25 protein-coding genes are annotated in these 22,856 nt (G+C 57.2%); 18 read left to right on the top strand and 7 right to left on the bottom strand.

Features of this window, described 5'->3' with window-relative positions; all coding sequences use genetic code 11:
- The first annotated feature begins 63 nt into the window (after positions 1-63).
- The 5 genes from L991_RS09155 to L991_RS09135 all read left to right on the top strand — a co-directional run bounded on the left by L991_RS09155 (position 64) and on the right by L991_RS09135 (position 3,836).
- Positions 64-369: a DUF1330 domain-containing protein gene (locus L991_RS09155; protein WP_047394451.1), complete on the top strand. Its 306-nt coding sequence runs from the start codon at positions 64-66 to the stop codon at positions 367-369.
- Positions 370-414: 45 nt separating this feature from the next.
- A complete protein-coding gene (locus L991_RS09150; protein ID WP_047394447.1) occupies positions 415-852 on the top strand; it encodes a GNAT family N-acetyltransferase in 438 nt (145 codons plus the stop codon).
- 125 nt (positions 853-977) lie between these two features.
- Positions 978-1,448, top strand: a complete 471-nt coding sequence (locus tag L991_RS09145) for a GNAT family N-acetyltransferase (RefSeq protein ID WP_028448582.1) — start codon at positions 978-980, stop codon at positions 1,446-1,448.
- 197 nt (positions 1,449-1,645) lie between these two features.
- Positions 1,646-2,860, top strand: a complete 1,215-nt coding sequence (gene cytX / locus L991_RS09140) for a putative hydroxymethylpyrimidine transporter CytX (RefSeq protein WP_047394445.1) — start codon at positions 1,646-1,648, stop codon at positions 2,858-2,860.
- Between the two features lie 10 nt (positions 2,861-2,870).
- Positions 2,871-3,836, top strand: coding sequence for an NAD(P)H-quinone oxidoreductase (locus tag L991_RS09135; RefSeq protein ID WP_231550524.1), 966 nt, complete (start codon positions 2,871-2,873; stop codon positions 3,834-3,836).
- A 77-nt stretch (positions 3,837-3,913) separates the two neighbouring features.
- On the opposite strand, the gene L991_RS09130 is transcribed toward L991_RS09135, so the two are convergent.
- Entirely contained in the window at positions 3,914-4,111 is a 198-nt protein-coding gene (locus L991_RS09130; RefSeq protein ID WP_028448585.1) for a hypothetical protein, read from the bottom strand.
- A gap of 495 nt (positions 4,112-4,606) precedes the next feature.
- Here L991_RS09130 and L991_RS09125 point away from each other — a divergent pair, with 495 nt between their 5' ends.
- Both L991_RS09125 and L991_RS09120 read left to right on the top strand, forming a co-directional pair.
- Positions 4,607-6,643 carry a hypothetical protein gene (locus tag L991_RS09125; RefSeq protein ID WP_047394442.1) on the top strand — a complete coding sequence of 679 codons (2,037 nt, stop codon included), beginning with the start codon at positions 4,607-4,609 and terminating at the stop codon, positions 6,641-6,643.
- A gap of 129 nt (positions 6,644-6,772) precedes the next feature.
- On the top strand, positions 6,773-7,288 hold the full coding sequence (locus L991_RS09120; RefSeq protein WP_047394440.1) for a DinB family protein: 516 nt from the start codon (positions 6,773-6,775) through the stop codon (positions 7,286-7,288).
- Between the two features lie 85 nt (positions 7,289-7,373).
- On the opposite strand, the gene L991_RS09115 is transcribed toward L991_RS09120, so the two are convergent.
- The 4 genes from L991_RS09115 to L991_RS09100 form a co-directional block, all read right to left on the bottom strand.
- Positions 7,374-7,580, bottom strand: a complete 207-nt coding sequence (locus tag L991_RS09115; protein ID WP_052190768.1) for a Lar family restriction alleviation protein — start codon at positions 7,578-7,580, stop codon at positions 7,374-7,376.
- 156 nt (positions 7,581-7,736) lie between these two features.
- Positions 7,737-9,104 carry an NAD(P)(+) transhydrogenase (Re/Si-specific) subunit beta gene (locus L991_RS09110; protein ID WP_047394437.1) on the bottom strand — a complete coding sequence of 456 codons (1,368 nt, stop codon included), beginning with the start codon at positions 9,102-9,104 and terminating at the stop codon, positions 7,737-7,739.
- Between the two features lie 2 nt (positions 9,105-9,106).
- A complete protein-coding gene (locus tag L991_RS09105; protein WP_245575229.1) occupies positions 9,107-9,463 on the bottom strand; it encodes a proton-translocating transhydrogenase family protein in 357 nt (118 codons plus the stop codon).
- Positions 9,451-10,662, bottom strand: coding sequence for a Re/Si-specific NAD(P)(+) transhydrogenase subunit alpha (locus L991_RS09100; protein ID WP_047394435.1), 1,212 nt, complete (start codon positions 10,660-10,662; stop codon positions 9,451-9,453). Before L991_RS09100 ends, L991_RS09105 begins: the two co-directional genes overlap by 13 nt.
- A gap of 272 nt (positions 10,663-10,934) precedes the next feature.
- On the opposite strand from L991_RS09100, the gene L991_RS09095 reads away from it, so the two are divergent.
- On the top strand, positions 10,935-11,261 hold the full coding sequence (locus L991_RS09095) for a DUF2325 domain-containing protein (protein WP_028448592.1): 327 nt from the start codon (positions 10,935-10,937) through the stop codon (positions 11,259-11,261).
- Positions 11,262-11,400: 139 nt separating this feature from the next.
- Positions 11,401-13,170 (top strand): glycoside hydrolase family 18 protein, encoded by a 1,770-nt coding sequence (locus L991_RS09090; RefSeq protein WP_052190767.1) that lies wholly within the window; start codon positions 11,401-11,403, stop codon positions 13,168-13,170.
- A gap of 66 nt (positions 13,171-13,236) precedes the next feature.
- On the opposite strand, the gene L991_RS09085 is transcribed toward L991_RS09090, so the two are convergent.
- Positions 13,237-14,865: an NAD(P)/FAD-dependent oxidoreductase gene (locus L991_RS09085; protein WP_197053853.1), complete on the bottom strand. Its 1,629-nt coding sequence runs from the start codon at positions 14,863-14,865 to the stop codon at positions 13,237-13,239.
- Positions 14,865-16,376 carry a polyamine aminopropyltransferase gene (locus L991_RS09080; RefSeq protein WP_047394433.1) on the bottom strand — a complete coding sequence of 504 codons (1,512 nt, stop codon included), beginning with the start codon at positions 16,374-16,376 and terminating at the stop codon, positions 14,865-14,867. The genes L991_RS09085 and L991_RS09080 overlap by 1 nt, the downstream gene beginning before the upstream one ends.
- A gap of 63 nt (positions 16,377-16,439) precedes the next feature.
- Here L991_RS09080 and L991_RS09075 point away from each other — a divergent pair, with 63 nt between their 5' ends.
- The 9 genes from L991_RS09075 to L991_RS09035 all read left to right on the top strand — a co-directional run bounded on the left by L991_RS09075 (position 16,440) and on the right by L991_RS09035 (position 22,843).
- Positions 16,440-16,841 carry a DUF350 domain-containing protein gene (locus tag L991_RS09075; RefSeq protein WP_034618613.1) on the top strand — a complete coding sequence of 134 codons (402 nt, stop codon included), beginning with the start codon at positions 16,440-16,442 and terminating at the stop codon, positions 16,839-16,841.
- Between the two features lie 21 nt (positions 16,842-16,862).
- A complete protein-coding gene (locus L991_RS09070; protein WP_047394430.1) occupies positions 16,863-17,192 on the top strand; it encodes a hypothetical protein in 330 nt (109 codons plus the stop codon).
- A gap of 172 nt (positions 17,193-17,364) precedes the next feature.
- On the top strand, positions 17,365-18,474 hold the full coding sequence (locus L991_RS09065; RefSeq protein ID WP_047394428.1) for an SPFH domain-containing protein: 1,110 nt from the start codon (positions 17,365-17,367) through the stop codon (positions 18,472-18,474).
- Positions 18,475-18,581: 107 nt separating this feature from the next.
- A complete protein-coding gene (locus L991_RS09060; RefSeq protein ID WP_047394426.1) occupies positions 18,582-18,983 on the top strand; it encodes a GFA family protein in 402 nt (133 codons plus the stop codon).
- Between the two features lie 21 nt (positions 18,984-19,004).
- Complete coding sequence (locus L991_RS09055; protein WP_052190766.1) at positions 19,005-20,480, top strand: DUF4178 domain-containing protein; 1,476 nt, start codon at positions 19,005-19,007, stop codon at positions 20,478-20,480.
- A 160-nt stretch (positions 20,481-20,640) separates the two neighbouring features.
- Positions 20,641-21,027, top strand: a complete 387-nt coding sequence (gene speD, locus L991_RS09050) for an adenosylmethionine decarboxylase (RefSeq protein WP_052190765.1) — start codon at positions 20,641-20,643, stop codon at positions 21,025-21,027.
- A gap of 275 nt (positions 21,028-21,302) precedes the next feature.
- Positions 21,303-21,707, top strand: a complete 405-nt coding sequence (gene flgB / locus L991_RS09045; RefSeq protein WP_028448601.1) for a flagellar basal body rod protein FlgB — start codon at positions 21,303-21,305, stop codon at positions 21,705-21,707.
- Between the two features lie 23 nt (positions 21,708-21,730).
- The gene (flgC, locus tag L991_RS09040; RefSeq protein WP_047394421.1) at positions 21,731-22,144 is read left to right on the top strand and encodes a flagellar basal body rod protein FlgC; all 414 of its coding nucleotides are present in this window, start codon (positions 21,731-21,733) and stop codon (positions 22,142-22,144) included.
- Between the two features lie 15 nt (positions 22,145-22,159).
- Entirely contained in the window at positions 22,160-22,843 is a 684-nt protein-coding gene (locus tag L991_RS09035; RefSeq protein ID WP_051258654.1) for a flagellar hook assembly protein FlgD, read from the top strand.
- Positions 22,844-22,856: the final 13 nt, after the last annotated feature.

The raw sequence follows: 22,856 nt of genomic DNA, 5'->3' as shown, positions 1-22,856 counted from the left end.
CCTCGCCGGATTTAGCTGACTTCATGCTATGGTTTTGCTTTCACTACATCTGGAAGCAAGGCCATGGCCAAAGGTTATTGGATCGTCCGCCTCGACATCACTCAGCTCGAACCCTTTCAAGCCTATATCGCCGCCAACGGGCCAGCGCTAGCGCAATACGGTGCCAGGTATCTGGCTAGGGCCGGCCAATATCAATGCGTGGAAGGCAATACCCGTTCACGCAACACCATCGTCGAATTCCCCAGCTACCAAGCTGCACTCGATTGCTACCACTCCGTACCGTATCAAAACGCCAAAGCATTGCGCGACGGCGCGTGTGAAATTGATTTGGTGATTGTGGAAGGGTATGACGGGGTGCAGCCGAGGTAATTAGGGGTGCTAGATTAGTTGATTTTGAGCTTGAGATTTGAATTGATGATTAGAGTCGCAAATCACGATGACCTAGCCGGCGTGCTGCGCTTGTATCAAGAACTGCGCCCGCATGATCCGGCCTTGGCCGATGAGCTCGCGCAAGAACGCTGGGCGCAGATTATTGCCGATCCAAATACGCAGATTGTCGTGGCCGAGATCGATGGCGTGCTGGCCGCCACCTGCGCTTTAAGCATCAATCGCAGCATCGCCAATGGCGCTAGACCGTTTGGCATTATCGAGCATGTGATCACCGCCAGCGCCTATCGCCGCCGCGGTTTGAGCCGGCAAGTGCTGGAATTCGCGCTGGCTTTGGCGTGGCAGGCCGATTGCTACAAAGTAATGCTGCTATCGGGCGAGCAGCTGACTGCGGCGCATTCGGTATACGAGTCGGTGGGATTTAAAAGCGGAATTGAAAAAGGCTTTGTGATCAAACGCCCTTGAGCTTGACGACGGCACTTTAGTGCTTAGCCTTTCGCAACATGCGCTAGCAAACACCTTCGGCACTCAATACTTAGGCACACATCTTGCTGTATAGCTTACTCATAGCTGTGGCCATAGAGTGACCAATGCGCATCATCATCGACGACCTTACCCACCCCCAAGTTGCTGATTTATTGCAGGAACATCTGGCCGGTATGTATGCCAACTCGCCGGCGGAATGTGTGTTTGCACTGGATTTAGCCGCACTCAAAGCGCCAGAAATTACCTTTATGACCGCTTGGGAAGGCGAGGCTTTGCTCGGTTGTGGTGCATTCAAGCGGCTGGATGCCCAGCACGCCGAGCTTAAATCCATGCGCACCGCTGCGCGCTATGTGCGCCGCGGGGTGGGGCGGGCGTTGTTGCAGGCGCTAGAGGCTGAAGCCCGTGCGCAGGGCATTCAGCGTTTAAGCCTTGAAACCGGCACCACGCCGGCCTTTGCCCCTGCGCATCGGCTGTATGCGCAACAAGGCTATCAGCCCTGCGGGCCGTTTGCGCAGTACCAGCCCGACCCGTTTAGCCTGTTTATGAGCAAAAGCCTGCATACGCCGGTGATTTGAGGCTAATCGGGTCGGCGTTGGTCCGGGTAACACTTGGCTCGGCGCATTCTAATTTGATCTAGATGCAATGCACCGCATTCGGCTGCGAAGGCGCATGGCGGCCCGTGTATCATGGCGACTGCGCCCTGCCTGCCGGGGCGCGGATAACAGGGCGACCGGGTTTTCTCCCCGGCCACGCCAAGACAAAAGGGAATGCGATGAGTAATACAACACCAACTAGCAGCGCCACCTTGTCCGGCCCGGCGCTGGGCTTGCTGTGGTTTGGGGCCGCCGTGTCGCTGGCTGAAATCATGACGGGTACTTTGTTAGCCCCGCTGGGCTTTGCTGATGGCGTGAAAGCCATTTTGCTTGGCCATGTGATAGGCGGCGTGCTGTTCTGGCTGGCGGGCTATATCGGCGCCAAGACCGGTAAATCGGCGATGGAAACCGTCAAGCGCTCGTTTGGTCAGCGCGGCAGTATGCTGTTTTCGCTGGCCAATGTGGTGCAGCTGGTGGGCTGGACGGCGATTATGGTGTTTTCTGGCGCGGCAGCGGCGAATTTTCTAGTGCCGCAAGTGGGCAATGCCGGTTGGTCGCTGGTGATTGGGGCCTTGATTGCCTTGTGGATCGCGCTCGATTTGAAAAACATGTCGCGCCTGCAGTCGGTGACCGCCGTACTGCTGTTTTTGCTGACTATTTTACTCAGTGTGGTGGTGTTTCAGGCCGAGGCGGCGCAGCTGCCGGCTGCGGCGCAGCAGACCATGAGTTTTGGCATGGCAGTCGAGCTAGCGGTGGCCATGCCGCTATCGTGGTTGCCGCTGGTGAGCGATTACACCCGTTCGGCGCGCCACGCAGGGCGTGATACTACCTGGGCCACGCTGGCGTATTTTATTGGCAGCAGCTGGATGTTCATCATCGGCTTGGGCGCGGCGCTGTTTGCCGGCACTGGCGATGTGGCGGCGATTATGGCTAAGGCGGGTCTGGGCGTAGCGGCGATCTTGGTGGTGGTGTTTTCAACAGTGACCACCACTTTTCTGGATGCGGCCTCAGCGGGGATTTCGGCGGCCAGCATTAATCCAAAACTACCTGAGCGTGCCGCGGGCATTGCTGCCGTGGTGCTGGGCACTGCGCTGGCGCTGTGGGCGCCGGTGAATAGTTTTGAGAGTTTCCTGTTTTTGATTGGCTCGGTGTTTGCGCCGATGATTGCCATCATGGTGGCGGATTATTTTGTACTGAAACAGGATGCCTCGGCTCAGCTGGTGAGCTGGCCAAATCTGGCCTTGTGGCTGGCTGGGTTTGGTCTGTATCGCTATTCCATGAGCTGGGATCTACCCGTGGGCAACACTTTACCGGTGATGCTGATCGTGGCCAGCGTGGCTTGCCTTTGTGGCTGGCTGGGGCGCAAACGCGCCGCCCGAGCGGTAACGGCCTAAAGGCGTGCGCATGCAGATGCAAGCCTACACTGCGGTTGCAGGCCAATTGCAATTGGGCCTAGCGCCGCGCCCCGAGCCCGGCCCGGGGCAGTTGCTGGTGAAAGTGGCCGCGGCCGGGGTGAACCGGGCTGATCTGGTGCAGGTGGCGGGGTTGTATCCGCCCCCGCCGGGCGAATCCAGCATCATCGGTTTGGAAATCGCCGGCGAAGTGGTGGCGCTGGGGCCGCAGGTGCAGGGCTTTAGACCGGGGCAAGCGGTGTTTGGCTTGGTGGCTGGTGGTGCTTATGCAGAGTATTGCCTGCTAGATCAATCACTGGCTTGGTTGCAGCCCGATACTCTCAGTAGTATCCAGGCCGCCAGCTTGCCGGAGGTGTGGTTAACTGCGTGGTTAAATCTCTTCACGCTTGGGCAACTCCGCCCCGGGCAACGGGCGTTGATTCATGCCGGTGCCAGTGGCGTGGGGGCGGCGGCGATTCAACTGGCCAAGGCGCAAGGCGCGTGGGTGGCCGCGACGGCCAGCTCGCCTGCCAAGCTGGATTTCTGCCGCGGGCTGGGCGCCGATTGCGTGATCAATTATCGCGAGCAAGATTTTGCCGCGGAGCTCAAAGCCATGGGCGGGGTGGATCTGATTCTGGATCCGGTCGGCGGCAGCTATCTGGCCGGCAATCAGCGCTGTTTACGCCTTGATGGCCGGCTGATTGTGATTGGCCTTTTGGGCGGCGCCAGCGCGGAGCTGAATCTGGGGCAATTGCTGGTGAAACGCCAGCAGCTACTGGGCTCCACCCTGCGCAGCTTGCCCTTGGCGCGCAAAGCCGAGCTGGCCCAAGCCCTGGCGCGCGAGCTACTGCCGCAATGGGCAGATGGCCGCTTGCAGCTGAGTATTGATCGGGTGTTTGCCTGGCAGGATGCGCCCGCCGCGCATGCCTATCTGGCGCAAAACCAGAATCTGGGCAAAGTGGTGCTGAGCGTGGACTAGGCTGGCATTGGATAAACGAGCGCAACAATGAAAAAAGCCATGCCAGCCGGCATGGCTTTTTTGCTTGGGCGTGCGGCTTAGGCCGTAGAACGACCCAAAAGCTGGCGCTTTTGCCGCTCGAATAAGCCGCGACGGATCATTTCTAGCTGCATTACCGAGCGCAGGCGGCGGGCGGTTTGATACAGATAGCTGGCGGTTTTCGCCGTTTCCATCACTTTGCGGGCTTCGTCTTCGATGGCAATCAGTTCCAGTGCATCGAGCGTTTTGGGATTCATGTTGGCGCTCCGTTAGTTGACGACACGCTAAAGTATATGAAAACTATTCTCGCGTTTTTCCGTAAGCTGATAGATGGTTTGTTCTGGCGCCAAGCCGCTATTTCGCTCGATTTTTACCTTTCAACGACGTTTTTGCTGTCGAAGGGCTGACGCCGTTGATCGGCTGCTGGCTGGCCGACTGTACCGGCATGTGTAGTTGGCAAGCGCAAACTACCAAAAAGCACTGGTCTGCAAGTTCGGCGATGCTGTGACCTCTATGTGCTGGCGGTGCCCGCCACGGGCAGACGGGTGTTGGCCAGCTAAGACCATTCACCGCGCGCCTCAATTGCTGTGATGCGCTTCACTTGACCGCCTGGCGGCCTCTTCCAACTATCGTTGCTACGTACTTGATTGCTTGGTTTTTTTAGTCCGGTAATCGGGGTACGGTGCGCAGCGGAAAGCCTGCAGAAAGACGGGCGCTCCGCGCTTTTATTTTAAAAAGAATTAGGAAGAGACATGCAAACAAACCACACCGCACTGCGCCGCGCAGTGCTGGGCGCGCTCTTGGCTGCCCAATTCAGTACCCCGATTGCCGCCGCCGTACCAGGCTGGTCTAGCAGCAAAATTTCGATGGGTGGCGTGATTAACGGGGGCTCGGAGCTACCGCTGTTGCAGCAGCGCCCGGTCGATGCGCTGTTTAGCTATGCCGGGCAGGGCGGAGATGGCGATCGCGAGAGCATTCTGACCACTGATGTGAAGGTGGAACGGCTGATGCACTATATCCGCGCGATGGAAAGCAATCTGGCCGGGCAGACCTTCATGCCGACGATTGTGTTTTATACCGTGGATGGCAGCTCCAGCCACTACACCATCCAGCTCGATCTCAGTAATGACAGCAGCAAACATTATCTGCGCAATCACTACATTAATCTGATTAGCCTCTTGAAACAGCTGGAAGGCTACAAGGATGCCAAGCATCCGGTGCCGGCCACTTTGCTGCTCAATCCTGACTTTCTGGGTGAAATGCATAAATCCTGCCAGCCCGGCTATTGCCCAACGTCGTTTGATTACGCTGTACCGGTAGCCAGCGGCTTGACCGAGGCGTTTGATTATCTGGGCCTGAATAAAGCCGATATTCCGGCTGAGTTTATGGCGGCTAACACCACCTTGCCCAATTACATTCGCTCTCTCAATTGGCTGGTGCGCAAGTTTGGCCCGAATATCCCGTATGGCTGGCATTACAACGTGTGGGCGGGTGATCAAACCGGCCACGGCTGGCTGCATCAGGCCAGCCAAAATTCGGCCTTGATCGCGCCACACGCCAAGGCGGTGAAAGATTTTCTCTACACCATGAAGGCCTACGGCAACCCCGAGGCGCAGCTCAATCCCGACTTTATCGCCTTTGATAAATGGGAGCGCGATGTCTTCTCGAAAATGGCGCTCAATGGCCTGCAGGGCGGTTATTTATACAATGCGCCCACCTATGGCGTGTACACCGAATACGTGAAGCAGGTGTCGCAATTGCTGGGCAATCAGCCAGTGATGCTGTGGCAAGTGCCAGGTGGGCATTTGCAAGTGAATGGCGATGTCGATACCCGCGGCGATCACGCTAGCTCCGATGCGACATATTTCCTGGGCGACGCCAATGTGGATTCGGCGGCGAGCAATCTGCAGGCCTATTACGGCAATCTGGCGATGCCGACTAATAGCTCTTATGTGCTTAATGGCGCCGTCACCGTAAAAGATTTCCTCAAATGCCCAAGCAGCGAAAGCGCATGCTGGCAAACCGGGCATTTGGCGCAGCTGAAAGCGGCAAATGTGTTTTCGGTGATCTGGGGTGGTGGCTCAACCACGTCGATTGCCGGCACCGATAATGTGGCCGACGATGGTGGCTGGTTGTGGAATCGACTCAAAGCGCTGGGGCTGAATAATGGCACCGGTAGCAGTGCGCCCATCCCTACCTTGCCACCGAAAGCCACCAATGCGCCGGGCGCTGGCTGCAATGCTTGGGAAGCCACTGCGGTGTATCAGGCTGGAGCCTGCGTGACTAAAGGCGGCCAGACCTATACCGCCATGTGGTATAGCCAGGGCAATGATCCAGCCACCGAGTCTGGCCCGGATGGTAGCGGTAAAGTCTGGCGCATTGTCGCCAGCGCCGCCACGGCCACACCTAGTGCGCAGCCCACCGCGACCCCAAGCGTGACGCCCGCGCCGACCGCGGTTCCCACTGCCGTGCCGACGGCTACACCAGCGCCCACCGCAGCCCCAACGGCGACGCCCACGGTGAAACCCAGCGCGACGCCAAGCCCGGACCCCACCGCCACCCCCACCGTGAAACCAACGGCCAGCCCGAGCCCTGCACCGACGGCAACACCGGGTAGTGGCGTCACCGTCTGCGCCCCCGCCTGGTCGGCCAGCACGCAATACAGCGTGGCGGGCACCGTGGTGTCGTTCGGCGGGCATAATTACCAATCCAAATGGTGGACGGTGAACGAAAACCCAAGCCAGAGCGGCACCTGGGGGGTATGGCAAGATCTGGGCGTTTGTCGCTAAATCTTGCGCGGAACCGCTGTTTAACCAAACCGCCCCTCGGGGCGGTTTTTTATTGGCCGTACTGATCAAGTTGGGCGGTAGCCAGGCAGGCTGCTAAGGTAAAGGCTCATTCGCAAACGGGGGAAGGCGATGTTTGATGGCAATCTGCCGCAATTGATGGCGGCCTACAATCAGTGGCAAAACCGGCAGGTGTATCAGGCCGCGGCACAGCTGAGCGAAGAGCAGCGGCAGGCCGATCGCGGGGCGTTTTTCCGCTCGGTACATGGCACGCTCGATCATCTGCTGTGGGGCGATTTAATCTGGCTGGGGCGCTTTACCGAGCAGACGCTGGTGACGCAGCCCTGTGGTGAGCTGCTCCATCCCGATTTTGCCAGCCTCAGCGCTGCGCGCGAGGTGCTGGATCAACAGCTGATCAGCTGGGCTGCCGGCCTGAGCGCCGAGTGGCTGGCCGAGCCGGTGACGTGGACGAGCCGGCTCTATCAATTTACCCAGACCGTGCCACGCTGGGTGCTGGTGCAGCATATGTTCAACCACCAAACCCATCATCGCGGGCAAGTGGGCACTTTATTGCAGCAGCTGGGGGTGGAGGTGGGGATTACCGATTTGCCGCTACTGGATATCTTGCAGCAAGGTCCGTCGCAGTAGCACGTGATTTATAGGGTATGGCCTGCAAGCGATTGTTGGGTAGGCTTTTAAGGCTAATACCCTACTGGGTATGTGGTGGGTAGGTTTAGCGCAGCTTATTCCAGTTGGCGATGGCTTCTTTCTTGCTGCTGCCTTGTTGGCTGATGGCGTTGCAATTGCCGTTTTTGCCAAACTTGCTGCACTGTACCCAGTAGCGATTCGAGCCTGCTTTCTGCGGTTCGGCCGGGGCACCGCATTTGGGGCAGGCTTGGGCGGAAGTGGTAGGCGTTGGGTTGGTAGGGCTTATGCTCATGGGCTGACTCACTGTCGAAGGTCGGCAAGGATAACGCGCCGGCCAGGAAAATGCATCTGTGCGCCAGCGGCTTTAGCATAGACGCCCCGCGCGCCAGAGGGGCGGCGGGGCGATCAGAGGTACTGCTGGATGAGCCGGGGGGGCTAAGTGGCCGGCTTAATGCACGGCTTGCAGCATTTCTTCGACGACTTTTTTCGCGTCGCCAAACACCATCATGGTTTTATCCATGTAAAACAGCTCATTATCCAGCCCGGCATAGCCGGCATTCATCGAGCGTTTGACCACCATCACGGTGCGCGCTTTGTAGGCATCCAGAATGGGCATGCCGTAAATCGCGCTGCTGGGGTCGTTTTTCGCCGCAGGGTTCACCACGTCGTTCGCGCCGATGACTAAAACAACATCCGCGCTGGAAAACTCGCTATTGATCTCTTCCATTTCCACGACTTTTTCATACGGTACTTCTGCCTCGGCCAAGAGCACATTCATATGCCCGGGCATGCGGCCCGCCACCGGGTGAATCGCGTAGCGCACATCCACGCCGCGCTCGGTAAGCAGATCAGTCAGCTCTTGCAGCGCATGCTGGGCGCGCGATACCGCCAAACCATAGCCAGGGATGATGATGACTTTTTCGGCGTTTTCCATCAAAAAGGCCGCATCATCGGCCGAGCCCGAGCGATAATTCTTCGCCCCGCCCGCCGCGCCATTGCCGGCGCTCACTTCGGCACCGAAACCACCGAGCAGCACCGAAATGATGGAACGGTTCATGGCTTTACACATGATGTAGGAAAGAATCGCCCCCGAGGCGCCCACGCAGGCGCCGGCGATAATCAGCACCGGGTTATCCAGCGTAAAGCCAATCCCGGCGGCGGCCCAGCCCGAATACGAATTCAGCATGGACACCACCACCGGCATATCCGCACCACCGATGGGCACAATCAGCAGTACCCCCAGTGCCAAGGCCACGGCCAGCATCATTAAAAACGCCGCCGCGCTGCCGGTGGCGTAATACACCAGCCCCAAGCCCAGCATGGTGAGCGCCAAGACCAGATTCAGCAGATGTTGGCCTTTGAAATTGAGCGCTTTGGCGCCAAAACGGCCAGAGAGCTTGCCATACGCTACCACCGAGGCGGTGAAGGTAATTGCGCCGATAAAGGCGCCGATAAACAGCTCGATTTGCTGCGCGCCACTGTGGCTGACGCCGGTGTGGAACACCGCCGCCACCGCAATCAGCACCGCCGAGAGCCCCACCAGCGAGTGCATGGCGGCAACTAGCTCTGGCATGGCCGTCATGGCCACGGTGCGGGCTTTGTAGGCGCCCACCAGGCCACCGGCGGCCATCGCGGCCAAAATCAGCCAGATGACCGGCTCATTGGCGACAAAAAAGGTGGTCAGAATGGCGATGGTCATCCCGACCATGCCATACAGATTGCCGCGCAGCGCGGTTTTGGGCGAAGAGAGGCCGCGCAGCGACAGAATAAACAGCACCGCCGCGACGAGGTATAACAGCGCAGTCAGATTAGCCATGCTCAGCGCTCCCCTTTTTTGCTTTTAAACATATCCAGCATGCGTTGGGTAACCAAAAAGCCGCCAAAGATATTGATGCTGGCGAGGAAAATCGCGATCGCGCCCAGCACGCTGGTGAGAGTGATCTGCTGGGCGTGGATATCCACCACCTGCAGCATGGCGCCCACCACGATAATGCCGGAAATCGCATTGGTGACCGCCATCAGCGGCGTATGCAGGGCGGGGGTGACATTCCATACCACGTGATAACCGACAAAAATCGCCAGCACGAAAATCGTGAGACTGGCGATGATGGGGTCGGGCCCGCTGGTGGCGGGCAGATGAGCTGCAGCAGATGCTGCCAGGGCTAGGCTTGACATGCGGACTCCTCAACTTCCTTGTTGTTATTCTGGGTATGGCTCTGCAGGGCAGGCGCAGCTTGGGCTGCAGCGAAATACACACTCTGGGCATGGGTGACCAGCGTGGCTTTCACGATGTCGTCATCCAGCTGAGGCGCATAGTGGCCGTCGGCATTCAGCAGCAGGCCAAGGAAAGTCAGTACATTGCGGGCAAACATCGCCGAGGCATCAGCCGGCATCAGCGCAGGCAGATTGGCTTGGCCGACGATGCTGACGCCGTTGACCGTGCGCACCACGTCTTGCGGGTGTGACAGCGGGCAATTGCCGCCGCCATTGGCGCCCAGACCCGCTGCCAGATCCACAATCACGCTGCCCTGACGCATGGCGGCCACGGTGTCGGCGCTGATCAGCTCAGGCGCGGGTTTGCCCGGAATCAGGGCGGTGGTGATGATGATGTCGGCCAGCGCCGCTTGCTGGGCAATCAGCGCCTGCTGGCGGGCCTGATAATCAGCCGACATTTCTTTGGCATAACCGCCGGTATGGGCAAAGGCGGCTTGTTCTTCAGCGGTGAGGGCTACTTCGATAAATTTGGCACCCAGCGATTCCACCTGTTCACGGGTAGCGGGGCGCACGTCAAAGACTTCCACAATCGCGCCCAAGCGTTTGGCAGTGGCAATGGCTTGCAAACCGGCCACGCCGGCGCCCAAAATCAGCACCCGCGCCGGTTTCACCGAGCCGGCGGCGGTCATAAACATCGGCATAAAGCGCGGGAAATACTGCGCCGCCAGCAGCACCGCGCGGTAGCCGGCAATATTGGCCTGGCTGGACAGTACATCCATGCTTTGGCCGCGGGTAATGCGCGGGATTAGCTCGAGCGCGTAGGTATCAATTTGCCGGGCCGCCAGTTGCGGCAGATGCTGAAAGCGATGGATGTGCAGCTGCGCAATCAAGACCGAGCCGGCGGCGTATTGATCAATCTCGTGGGTATCGGGCGCCGCGACTTTTAAAATAATGCCTTTGGCGGCATACAGAGTGGTGGTATCTGCGGCAATGCTGGCGCCGGCCAGCGAATAGGCTTCATCGGTCCAGCCGGCCGCCAGGCCCGCCTGACTTTGCACCAGCACCTGATGGCCCTGTTGCACCAGTTTTTTCACCGTATCGGGTGACGCCGCGACGCGGGTTTCGTCGCGCTGGATTTCTTTGGGAATCAAAAACAGCATCGGTGGAGTCCTTATGTGTGGCCGCCAGCGGACACCGGGGCCGCGCGCGGGGCGCCTTACCACTGCCTGCGCAGCGAGGTGAGGGTATTAAGCCGCAACTGTGGGCCCGTCCGTTTGACCCAGCGCAACCCCCGCCCGCCGCAGCAGCGGTGAATTTGCGCTAGCGCAAACTTTGCGCCGTTCATAGAAAATTCACACTAATGCTATTGAGAATAATTATCGTTTATATGATAATCATTCTCATCTGAACTGAAACTGACAAGGAAGCCGCAATGAACGCCTATCTGGTTGGTGCCGACGTCCTCGGCAATATCCCGCAAGTCCTGGCCGAGCACGGGATTAAAGTGCATAAACATGTGAGCGGCCGCAATGTGGCCCATCAGCGCAAACCGGCCAGCCTCAATGGCGCTGATTTGCTGATCCTGTTTACCGATTTTCTCAGCCACAACGTGATGAAAGCCTACCGCGAGCTGGCCAATGAAGAGAATGTGCGTTTCCTCGCCTGCCGTCGCTCGGTCTGTGCCTTGAGCCAGAGCCTGGAAAAACTCAATGAGGTAAAAGACTGCACGCAGTGCCCGAAGCGGAAAAAATGCAAATAAGCACAGCGGTTTGGCAGCGGTGTGTAGCCGGTGCGAACTGTGCTACAAAACCGACACTGCCGGATAAAAATTAAGGGAAAACCGCCGACTCCATTACCCTTTTGGGCATACCCACAAGGCTTGATTTGGAGGAGTTGTCGTGAAAAAGCTGTTATTACCTTTGTTGCTGGCCAGTGCCTTTGCCCACGCGGAAAACGTGGTGTTTGAGGATGATTTCAATACCGATCTTGCCAAATGGGTAGGTCAGGGTGGCGAAGATAAATCACCTATCTTTACTTCGATTCAGCCCGATCCATTAAACCCGGAAAACAAAGCCGCGCGCTTTGATAAACCGGTGAATATCGGCGATATTTTCAGCCGCCAGAAGTTTCCGGCCGGCAAATATAAGATCGTATTTGATTATCTGGGCATGTGCGGTAATAACTGCGGCGGTACGTTGGGGATTGATGATGGTCATCCTGGGCGCAAGGAGTATTGGATCGCCAGTACGGCCAATGGCTTTCCTAACCGCCTGAAAGACAGCAAAAAATGGGAACACTACGAGCTGGATTTTCGCGCGCGCTTTGATTTTCATATCAAGTGGGAACAATGGGATTCAGCCAAAGGCGCGGGCAAAGACGCCTATATCGACAATCTGAAACTGATTGCAGTGGAAGTAGCCAAGGACGATAGCAAACCGACTGGCATCGCCCCTGTCACCGCCGGTGTGGCCGGCCCGACTAGCCCGCAATCGGTGATGTACTTCCCGGCATGGGCAAAACACACAACGCAGTTCTATGCGAAAACCCTCGATACCAGCGGCGCAGCTGGCAAAATCACCGTGCTGGAATACGCATTCGGCAATGTGAAAGACAATCGCTGCGTGGTGGGCGTGGATAAAGAGGGCGTGGGCGCGGCGGGTGATGATTACTGGCACCCGATCGATGCGGCCTACACTCTCGATGGCAAAGAAGACAAAGGGGACAATGGCCTGTTTGGTCATTGGAATCAGCTCAAACAGCTGAAAAAGAAATACCCGAATCTGAAAGTGGTGATCAGTCTGGGTGGCTGGAACTGGTCGAAATACTTCTCGGATGCGGCCTTGCCGGCTAATCGCGCGGCCTTTGTGAAGTCGTGTGTGGATGCCTACATCAAAGGCGATGTACCAGATCAAAACGGTAAAGTCGTACCAGGCCTCGCGGCCGGGGTATTTGACGGCTTTGATATCGACTGGGAATACCCAGCGGCAGCCGGGGCGGACGGTAATATTGTGCGCCCTGAAGACACGCAAAACTTTACCGCGTTGTTGGCCGAATTCCGTAAACAGCTCGATGCGGTTAAACCGGGGCAGTTGTTAACGATTGCCGCGCCAGCGCCGACGTCTAAATCCGAGAAAATGGAGCTCGATAAGATTATTCCATCGCTGAACTGGATTAATCTGATGACCTACGATTTTACCGGCCCTTGGTCGGCCACAACGGGTCACCATGCCACCTTGATTGGCGGCGCGAAAGACCGCGTTTCGGTGGATAGCACGGTGGATGACTACCTGAACCGCGGGGTGCCAAGCAATAAGCTGGTGCTGGGCGTGCCATTCTATGGTTATGGCTGGACCGTCAATAGCCTAGAAAACAATGGCATGTATCAGCCTGTCATTGCCAAAGCCAAAGGCCCCTTAGAGCCCGGCGTGGCGCCCTATTCTTACCTGAAAAACCTGCCAGGCACGGTATTTAGGGATGAGAAAACTCGCGCAGCTTGGAAAGTGAATGGCAAAGACGTGTGGGTATACGACGATGTGCAGCTGATCAAAGAAAAGATCGAGTTTGCCAAGAAGAAAAAACTGGGCGGGATTATGGCCTGGGAAATTTCGCAAGACATGCCCGATGCCGAATTGGTGAACACCATCTATAACGGCCTGCTGAAGAAATAAGGCAAGTTTTCGCCCTACCTAGCACCCGCCAGCTTGCTGGCGGGTTTTTTATTGCCTAGAGACAGCTCAGCCTAAAACCCGCTGCGCCGCCTGTTCGCCCCACCAGCTGGCTTCTTCGAATACCGATAGCCCGCTTAAATCACTGTGCGCAAACAAAATCTGCCCGCTGTGCTGGCGCAGGGCGGCGAGGCCGCTGTGGCTTAAAAAACCAGGAATCGGGCTGCTCATGGCGTGGCCGCGTAGGGTGATTTCGACGGCGGCGATGTGTTCCTGGGCGATGATGGGGCGATCGAACCCGTACACGGTGGCCAAATCTTGCACTGCGGTTTGATAGAGCGCATCTGCATTGGCACTGGCTAAGTGCGCGCGCACCTGGCGTGGGTCTTGGCCGGCGTAGGCGTGATAGGCAGTAAAGACGGTGTGCGCGGGTTTGGCGGCGCGGATCAGCTGGTGAGTGCTATTCACAAAGCCCAAGCTGGGGCTGCCGTACACCACATTATCCCAGCTCAGCGGCGTGTGCGCGGGCTCGGCCGGATAACGTTTGAGCAGAAAATTACTCACCTGCCAGGCCGCATGCGGCAAGGCTTGGGCGGGCTCATAGCCCAGCGTGCGTAAATCCAGCAAACGCTGCGCCACATGCAGCGGCATGGCGCAGATCACCCGCTCGGCCAGCAGGCGGATCACTTTGCCTTGCTGCCATATATCCACCGCCATGTGCTGATCTTCTGGCTGCAGCGCCACCGCCATACCCGGCAGCCAGCCACCGGCTTGGCGTAGGGGCTGTTGCATAAATTGCAAAATTGGATTGAGCCCGGTGGGCCAGGTAAGCACTGCGCCCGGCTCGGCATTTTGCGCTTCGCCGCCGCGCGCGGCGAAATAGTGCAACCCAGCCCAGGCCGAGGTTTGCGCCAGGCCAATGCCATAATCATCGCGGCAGGCGTAATCGAGATACCACAAGAGGCTGGGCGCGCGGTAGCCTTGTTGCGCCAGCCACTGGGCAAAACTGAGTTGATCCAGCCTGCGCCACTGTGGGTCCTGGCTTGAGAGCGCCAGCGGTATCGCAAACACTTTGCGCCCATCCGCGCCCACCGCATGCTGCAGCTGCTGCATGGCGGCCATAAAGCGTTGCTGCTCGGCGATTTCGGCCGCGGGGATGCCTTGATGTGGCAACAAGCCTTCTTGCCATTGCCCACGTACCCACAGCCGCTCTTGCGGCGCATGAATCAGCGCGGTTTCGTTGTAGCGGGGGCGTTCGCTGTACGGGTCGGCTTCGATGACGCCCATGGCCGCCAATAGCTCGCGCACATGGCGCGAGGCCAGCGATGGCAGGGGCAAATAGTGAGCCCCACGCGGATAGGAGCTCTCCGCGCTGGCGCCAAATTGCCCAGCGGCGGCATTGCCGGCCGGCTCGGGGCCACTGACTAAGACCACATCGCGCAACCCGGCCTGCTGTAGCCGCCAGCCGGCAAACGAGCCCGCCACGCCCGAGCCCAAAATCGCCACTTTCACTCGACGAGTTTCGCTCGGTTTGGGCAGGGGGGTATGGTCGCGCAAGCGATGCCCCTCCTGCATGCCAGGCAGATACACCCGGATAGGGATGCCCCAGTGGCTCAGCTCGCGACAGGCCGGTAGCGTCATCGCCAGCCCCAGTGCGGCGCTGTTTTGCAAAAATTGGCGGCGATTCATCGCAAACATCAGCGAATCACCTGCGACCAATCTTGCTCGAAATAATGCACCAGCGATTGGTTATTCAACTGGTTTGCTTCGACCTTAACCGGCTGCATATCGGGCGGGAAAAAGAACATCTGTCGCGTGGTTTCGCCATCGAGAAATTTCGTTTTCACGCGGTACGACGTCGGTGGCGTATAGCCGGGCTTGTTGCTCGCCAGAATAAAACCCCATTCGCCAAACGACGGCACAAAGGCATGATATGGGGTGGTATATAGTCCTACGGCTTTTAAGGTCTCGTTGATACACCAATACGAGCGGGGGGCATGCAAGGGGGACGTCGATTGCACCACCATCAGCCCGTTTTCACTCAGGTGTTTTTTCACCAGGCGATACATCGGCACCGAATACAATTTGCCCAGTGCAAAATTACTCGGGTCGGGGAAGTCAATAATTATTGCATCGAAAATCTGCTGGTTTTGCTCGATCCACTGTGCTGCGTCGGCGTTCACGACTTTGACTTTCGGGTTGGATAGCGAGTGTTGATTAAACCCGACCAGTTTTTCGTTATGCGTAAATAAATCAGTCATCGCCGGGTCAAGGTCGACCAAGGTGATGTGCTCGATCTGCGGGTATTTCAAAATCTCACGCACCGCCAGCCCATCGCCACCACCGAGCACCAGCACCGATTTGGCCTGCGGCAGTTTTTCCAGCACCGGATGAACTAGCGCTTCGTGGTAGCGGTATTCATCGCGGCTGGAGAACTGCAGATTGCCGTTGATGTAGAGGCGCGTGTCGTTTTTCCACTGCGTAATCAATAGCCGCTGATACGGCGTGGTTTGCGCGTGGATGATTTCATCGCCATACAGGGTTTTTTCGCTCCATTTGGTGAGCTTATCCGCTCCCAATAGCGCGCCCAGCAACACCAGCGCCACCACGCCGCCGCGTAACAGATGCAGCTTGGCGTGGGCTAATTCGTGGCGGAAGATTTTGGTGGTGAGTAAGGCAATGCCCACGTTCACCAAACCAAATAGCAGCGCCGATCTCGCCAGCCCCAGATGCGGTGCCAGCACTAGGGGAAACAGCAGCGATACGGCTAGCGCGCCCATATAGTCAAACGTCAGCACGCGGCTGACCAGCTCGGCAAAATCGGTTTTGCGCTGATTCAGTACCCGCATTACCAGCGGAATCTCCATTCCCACCAACGTACCGGTAAGAAACACCAAGGCATACAGCACCGAGCGAAACGGCGCGGCCGCCCAGGCAAACACTACAAACAGCAAGGTCGCCGATAAGCCGCCAATCAGGCCCACCAGCAGCTCAATCTCGATAAAGCGATCCAGCGTGCGTCCTTCGGGCACGTATTTGGATAAATGCGAGCCAATGCCCATCGCAAACAGATAGCAGCCAATGATCGAGGAAAACTGCAACACCGAATCGCCCATCAAATAGCTGGCCAGGGCCGCGGCGATCAGCTCATAGGCCAGCCCGCAAGAGGCAACAATAAAAACCGAAAGGATCAGCAGTTTTTCTCGCATGGATATTTCGATAGCTTTAGAGCAAAATGACAGCATTATGCCTGAGACAAGTAAGGAATACCCATGTTTGCCAGCTACTTGCCCCCGCTGATTGGCTATTTCAGCTACCTCGCCAGCGGCGTCGCGATGCTGATTGTGTTTGCGATGCTGTACATCAAAATTACGCCCTACGACGAATTGAAGCTGATCCGTGAAGGCAACGTGGCCGCGGCCTTATCGCTGGCCGGCGCGCTGATCGGGTTTTCGTTGGCGCTGGCCTCTAGCGCCTGGCACTTAAACCGCCTGGAATTCTTTTTAATCTGGGGCGCGCTGGCTGGGGTAGTGCAGATTGGTGTGTATGCCTTTCTGGTGAAATGCATCAAGGGTATGCCCGCGCAGATCGCGGCCAATAATGTGGCGGTGGGGATACTCGCCGGGTGTATCTCGGTGGCCGTCGGGGTGATTAATGCGGGGTGTTTGTCTTAATTTACGTGTTGGAGAATCAATATGGTTTTTCAGTCGTCGGTATTTGAAACGCGTCAAAAGATCGATGGTTTCCATCTGGGGCATCTAGAAGTCAAAGCCGGGCAAATCTGCAAAGTAGATGGCTTTGTGTTTGGCTCAATTACGATACGAGCTGGCGCTAAAATTAAAGTCGATGGTTTTGTATTCGGTAATGTCATTAATTTTGGCGGGGAATTCACCATCAACGGGTTTTTATTCGGGCGCCAAATTAACTCCGAACAAGGCGATGACCTGCGAGTGATCAATCCTACTTCGGCCTTACCCAAACCCCAAGCGACGGCCAGTTTAAGTCGACGTATTACGCGCAAATAATCTCCCACCGCGGTTAGTGAGTAAATGATGGGTACGCGAGAGAAAGATCAGTTGCGATCCGATTTACTGGAAGAAGCGATCGAATGGGGCTTAGAGTTCGGCCTCGATGCTATTTTGGACATTTTAAGCGGTTTATTTTAAGCATTTTTCTGCTTGGCAGATGGAGCACATCATGAGTCTCGGTTCGTTTATTAAAAAGCAATTTATCGACATTCTGCAGTGGAATGAGGACAGCGATGGCGTGTTGGCGTATCGCTATCCGATGGCCGATTTCGAGATTCAGTATGGTGCCAGCCTCACGGTGCGCGAATCGCAAGCGGCGGTGTTTATTAATGAAGGCCAAGTCGCTGATGTGTTTGGCGCGGGCATGTATAAGCTCACCACGCAAACGCTGCCGGTGCTCACTTACCTGAAAAACTGGGACAAGCTGTTCGAGTCGCCGTTTAAATCAGACGTGTATTTCTTTAGCACCCGCCTGCAGCTCGGTCGCAAATGGGGTACGCCGCAGCCGATTACGATTCGCGACGCCGATTTTGGCATGGTGCGGATGCGCGCGTTTGGCGTGTATTCGTACAAATTGGTCGACCCGAAACTGTTCTTTAGCGAAATCAGCGGCACCCGTGAGGTGTACACGCGGGATGATCTCGAGCTGCAATTGCGCAACCTCGTCGTCGCCACGATGACCTCGGCCTTGGGCGGCGCGGGCGTGCCTTTCCTCGATATGGCGGGCAATCAGGGGCTGATGAGTCAGAAAATCAGCGAAGCTTTAACGCCGGTGTTTGCCAAATACGGCCTTGAGCTCGATAACTTCGCGGTAGAAAACATCAGCCTGCCCGAAGAACTGCAAAAAGCCATCGACACGCGCATCACGATGGGCATGATCGGCAATATGCAAACCTACACCCAATACCAAGCCGCCAACGCCATTCCGCTCGCAGCGCAAAACGAAGGCGGTCTGGCGGGTATCGGCGCCGGTATGGCCGCTGGGGTGGGTGTGGGGCAAGTGATGGCCGGTGCAATGACCAATGCCCTGGGGCTAGGCGGCGCAGCAGCGCCAGCGGGCGCCGGGGTGGTGATTGGCACTGATGGGGGTATGGGTGTGGGAGTTATGGCAGGTGGAGTTCAGCAGCCAGTACCTCAGCAGGGTACTGCACCGGCCGCAGATCCAAACAGCCCGCAAGCCAAACTCGGCCAGCTTAAAGGCTTGCTCGATCAAGGCTTGATTAGCCAGGCCGATTACGACAGCGCGAAAGCGGAAGTGCTGAAAAAACTGATTGGTTAATTCTGGAGCAATGCGATGAGTACACTGGTGATGATTTTGGGTGTGGTCGGCGCAGTCTGCATGATGTGGGCGTACTGGGCGTTTGATGAATACCACAAGGACAAAGAATGAGCATACAGGGAGCCTGCGCCTGCGGTCAGGTGCAATATGAAGTGGATGAGTTTTTTACCCCGGTAATTCATTGCAATTGCGATACTTGCCGCCGCGTACTCGGTACGCCATTTAATAGCGTGGCGGGCGCCAAGCGTGCGCATTTTCGGGTGCTGGCGGGGCAAAATAAGCTCAAATTCTTTGAATCATCACCGGGCAAAGCGCGCTATTTTTGCGGCGAATGCGGCACGCATTTGTATGGTGAAAAAGCCGGGCAAGAAAACCTGATTGTGCGCGTAGGTACCTTGCAAGACGATCCGGGGATTCGAGGCGGGATGCATATCTGGACTTCACACCGTAAGGCTTGGCTGGGGTATGAGGGCTTGGCTGAATATGCAGAGTGGCAGCCGGGGCGATAACAGAATGAAGGATGATTGTTGATGTTCCGTGCCGCTTGCCCCTCGTGTGGCGCTGAGGTGCTTTTTCGCTCCACCATTTCTGCTTTGGCGGTCTGCGAGTATTGCCAGAGCCGGGTGCTGCGCAATGCTGACGAGGTGAAAGACCTTGGCAAGATTGGGCAGGTGCTCGAAGACTATTCGCCGCTGCAAATTGGCGCCAGCGGCGTCTTTGCCGGGAGCGCGTTTACGGTGCTGGGGCGGATTCAGTTGCGCTACGCCGCAGGCCTGTGGAATGAGTGGTTTATTGGTTTTGCTGATGGCAAATTTGGCTGGCTAGCCGATGCCAGCGGCCAGTATATGGTGACTTTGCCGTTGGGGCTGGCCAGCAATGCGCCAGCCTGGACAGCGCTGCAGCCCGAAGGGCGTTACGAGCACGGCGGGCGAGCATTTGTGGTGACCGACAAGCGGGTGGCCAATTGCGTCGGCGGGCAGGGCGAATTGCCCTTTGTGGTAGGCAACGGCTATCAGGCGCAGGTTGTGGATTGTCGCAGTGGCGAGCGCTTTCTGACGCTGGATTATTCCGATGTATCCGCAACGCAAACCCAGCCGCAACTCTATGTGGGTGAGGCGGTGCAGCTTGCGGCGCTGCAAATGCAATTGCTGCGCAGTGATGAAGATATTCAGCGTAGTGCCGGGCGCATCAAGGGTGCGGCGCATGTGCTCGACTGCCCCAATTGCGGCAGCCCTTTGCCGTATCGAGCCGGGGTGGCGACGCAACTGGTCTGCGCGGCGTGTGGTTCGGAAGTCGATTGCTCGGGCGATCGGGCGCTGGTGCTGGCCAAGCACACCGAGGCCGAGCGCTATCATGCCACGCTGGATTGCGGCGATGGCGCGATGATCGAAGGCGTGAAATGGACCGTCATCGGCCTGATCGAAATGGCCGAAACCGATGATGCGGATAGCCACTGGACCGAATACCTGCTGTACAACTGGCAGCAAGGCTTTCGCTGGCTGGTGGAAGCGCAAGATGGCTGGAGCTGGGTGACGGTGCTCAATCGTCTGCCGGAGAGCTGGAGCGCGCAGCATGTGGTGCTCGATGGCCAGCGCTATCCACAGCGTTTTCCCGCCTATGGCGCCAAAGTGCTGTATGCCGCCGGGGCGTTTAACTGGCGGGTGAGCGTTGGCGATCGGGTGCATTTGCAGGAATACCGGCAGGGCGAATTCACGCTCAGTAAAGAAGTCAACGCCGAAGAAGTCGTGTGGTCGCAAGCCAAGGTGGTGAGTAATCAGCAAATCGCGCAGTGGTTTGGTAAACAAGACATTAAAAGCCTGCGCCCAGCGGGCGACGATGGCGAGGTGAGCCGTAGCCTGGCCTGGCGCTATACGCTGATTTTGCTGGCCATTAATCTGCCGCTGGCGCTGTTTGCCGATGAGCTGATCGAGCAGCTGTTCTGGACGGGGATTGCCGCCTATGCGCTGCATTGGCCGCTGAGTCAAGGCAATGGGGATGATGAATGAAAGCCGGTTTGTATAAGCTCTACTGTATAGCCATCATCACCATCTGCACCTTGTTTAATCTCTCGTCTTGCAGTGAGTCATCGTCGTCTTCATCCGGGGGCAGCCGAGGCTGGAGTAGTGGCTCGTCCTCAGGTGGCTGGAGCTCGGGTGGGGGGCATAAATGAAGCGTGATGCGCAGGCGCTGGCCAGCTTGGCCCCGCCTAATCTGGCCGTGGGCCGGCATTTAATCGCCGACTTGAGCGGCTGCCCGGCCAGCTGCTTGGCCGATCCAGACCTAATCGCCGCCGCCATGCTGGCCGCCGCCCGTGCCGGGCAAGCACAGGTGTTGCAGCAGCATTTTCATCATTTTGGCCCTGCGCAAGGGGTGACTGGCATGCTGCTACTGATGGAATCGCACATCAGCATCCATACCTGGCCCGAGCATGGCTATGCGGCGGTGGATTTATTCATGTGCGGTGCTGCCAATGCCGCGGCCGCGCTAGCGGTGTTGCAAGTGCAGCTGCAGGCCAGTACGGTGCGCGAGCAGGTGATTATGCGCGGTTGCTAGTGTCGGGGGTATGGCCCTAGAGGCTAATGCCAATATTGATTTGAAAGGGATACCTGTTTGGGTATCCCTTTTTTATTGCGATTGCCGCATGGCTGCTAGCCGTGGCGGCAAGCCTTGCCGCTGCCGCCGAGCGGTTTTGCCCATTGCGCCCGCAGATCGGCCCCGGGGCGTGCTAAAAGTGCCATTAAATCAGGCGCTCAGCGCGGGAAGCTGAGTGCGTTTAGCGTTGGCATATTTTGTGCTTGCATTAGGCTGTTCTTATGGAGCTCCTCGGCATGCTGTCAAAAATCGACAATCATTTTCGCAATCAGGAAACAGCGCTCAAGCTGCGTTCGTACCGCCAGGAAGTGCTGGCTTCCAATATTGCCAATGCAGATACGCCCAACTACAAGGCGCGCGATTTTGACTTTAAAGCGGCCTACGAGGCGGCGCGCCAGCAGCAGGCCCCGGCGCAGCTGGCCACCAGCAATGCCCGGCATCTGCAGCCCAGCCAAACCATCGATCTCTTTACCCCGGGGCTGCAGTACCGCAACGAGCGGCAGCCCTCGATCGATGGCAATACCGTCGATATGGATACCGAGATGAAAGAATTTACCGACAATGCGATCCGCTATCAGGCCTCTGTCACCTTCCTGCAGCGGCGCATTGAATCGATGAAAACGGCACTGACCGGCCAGTAATCAAGTAAAAGGCGCACAACAGCATGTCGATGTTTCGAGTATTTGATGTGGCGGCTTCGGGGATGCGGGCGCAATCGGCGCGCCTGAATGCCGTGGCCAGTAATCTGGCCAATGCGGAATCGATTACCAGCTCCAACGGCCAACCCTACCGTGCCAAGCAGGTGGTGTTTCAGGCTCAGCCTTTAACGGCGAGTAACAAGCAATCGGTGGGAGTGCAGGTGGCGGGGGTGATCGAAGATCAATCACCGCCCAAGATGGTGTTTGACCCGAAAAGCCCGTTTGCCGATGCCAATGGCTATGTGGCAATGCCGAATGTGAATGTGGTGGATGAGATGACCAATATGATCTCGGCCTCGCGTTCTTACCAAACCAATATTGATGTGATGAATACCGCCAAAACCCTGCTGATGCGTACGCTGTCGCTGGGTCAGGTGTAATTGAGGAGTTAAATCATGGCTACCACCCCAGTTTCTGGTTCTTCGTTTGATTACAGCTCGCTCAATACGCGCAAAACCACGACCAAAACGGAAATGGAAGAGCAGCAAGATCGCTTTATGAAATTGCTGGTCAAGCAGCTGCAAACTCAAGATCCGATGAATCCGATGGATAACGCGCAAACCACCAGCCAGATCGCTCAGATCAATACGGTGAGCGGGATCGAAAAACTCAACCAAACCATGTCGCAAATGGCCGGCATGTATGCCGGCACGCAGGTGATGCAGGCGGCAAATCTGATCGGCAAAGAAATCCTCTCGCCCGGCAACGGTTTCCGCTTTGATGGCTCAACGGCTGCAGATCTGCGCGTTACCGTGCCAGATGGGGCGAGTAATGGCTTTGTGACGATTCGCGACGAAAAAGGCGTGGAAGTGACCAAATTGCCAGTCAATACCACGACATCCGGTCTGGTGCAGGTGAATTGGGATGGTAAAAAACCGGACGGCAGCATGGCCGCGGCCGGTAATTACACGATTACCGCCTCGGCCGTGAAAGATGGCAAGGATATTGCTTTACTGCCAACGACCTGGCAAATCGCCAAGTCAGTCGAGTTTGGTAGCGATGGCGTGAGTGTCTATCTCACCAACGGTAATAAAACAGGATTCGGCACCATCGTGCAGATCCGCGATGCGAAAGCCTAAGTAAGGAGCGAAT

The organism is Chitinibacter sp. ZOR0017 (assembly GCF_000799095.1).
In the GTDB taxonomy this organism is placed as follows: domain Bacteria; phylum Pseudomonadota; class Gammaproteobacteria; order Burkholderiales; family Chitinibacteraceae; genus Chitinibacter; species Chitinibacter tainanensis.
This window is presented reverse-complemented; position numbering and strand designations above follow the sequence as displayed.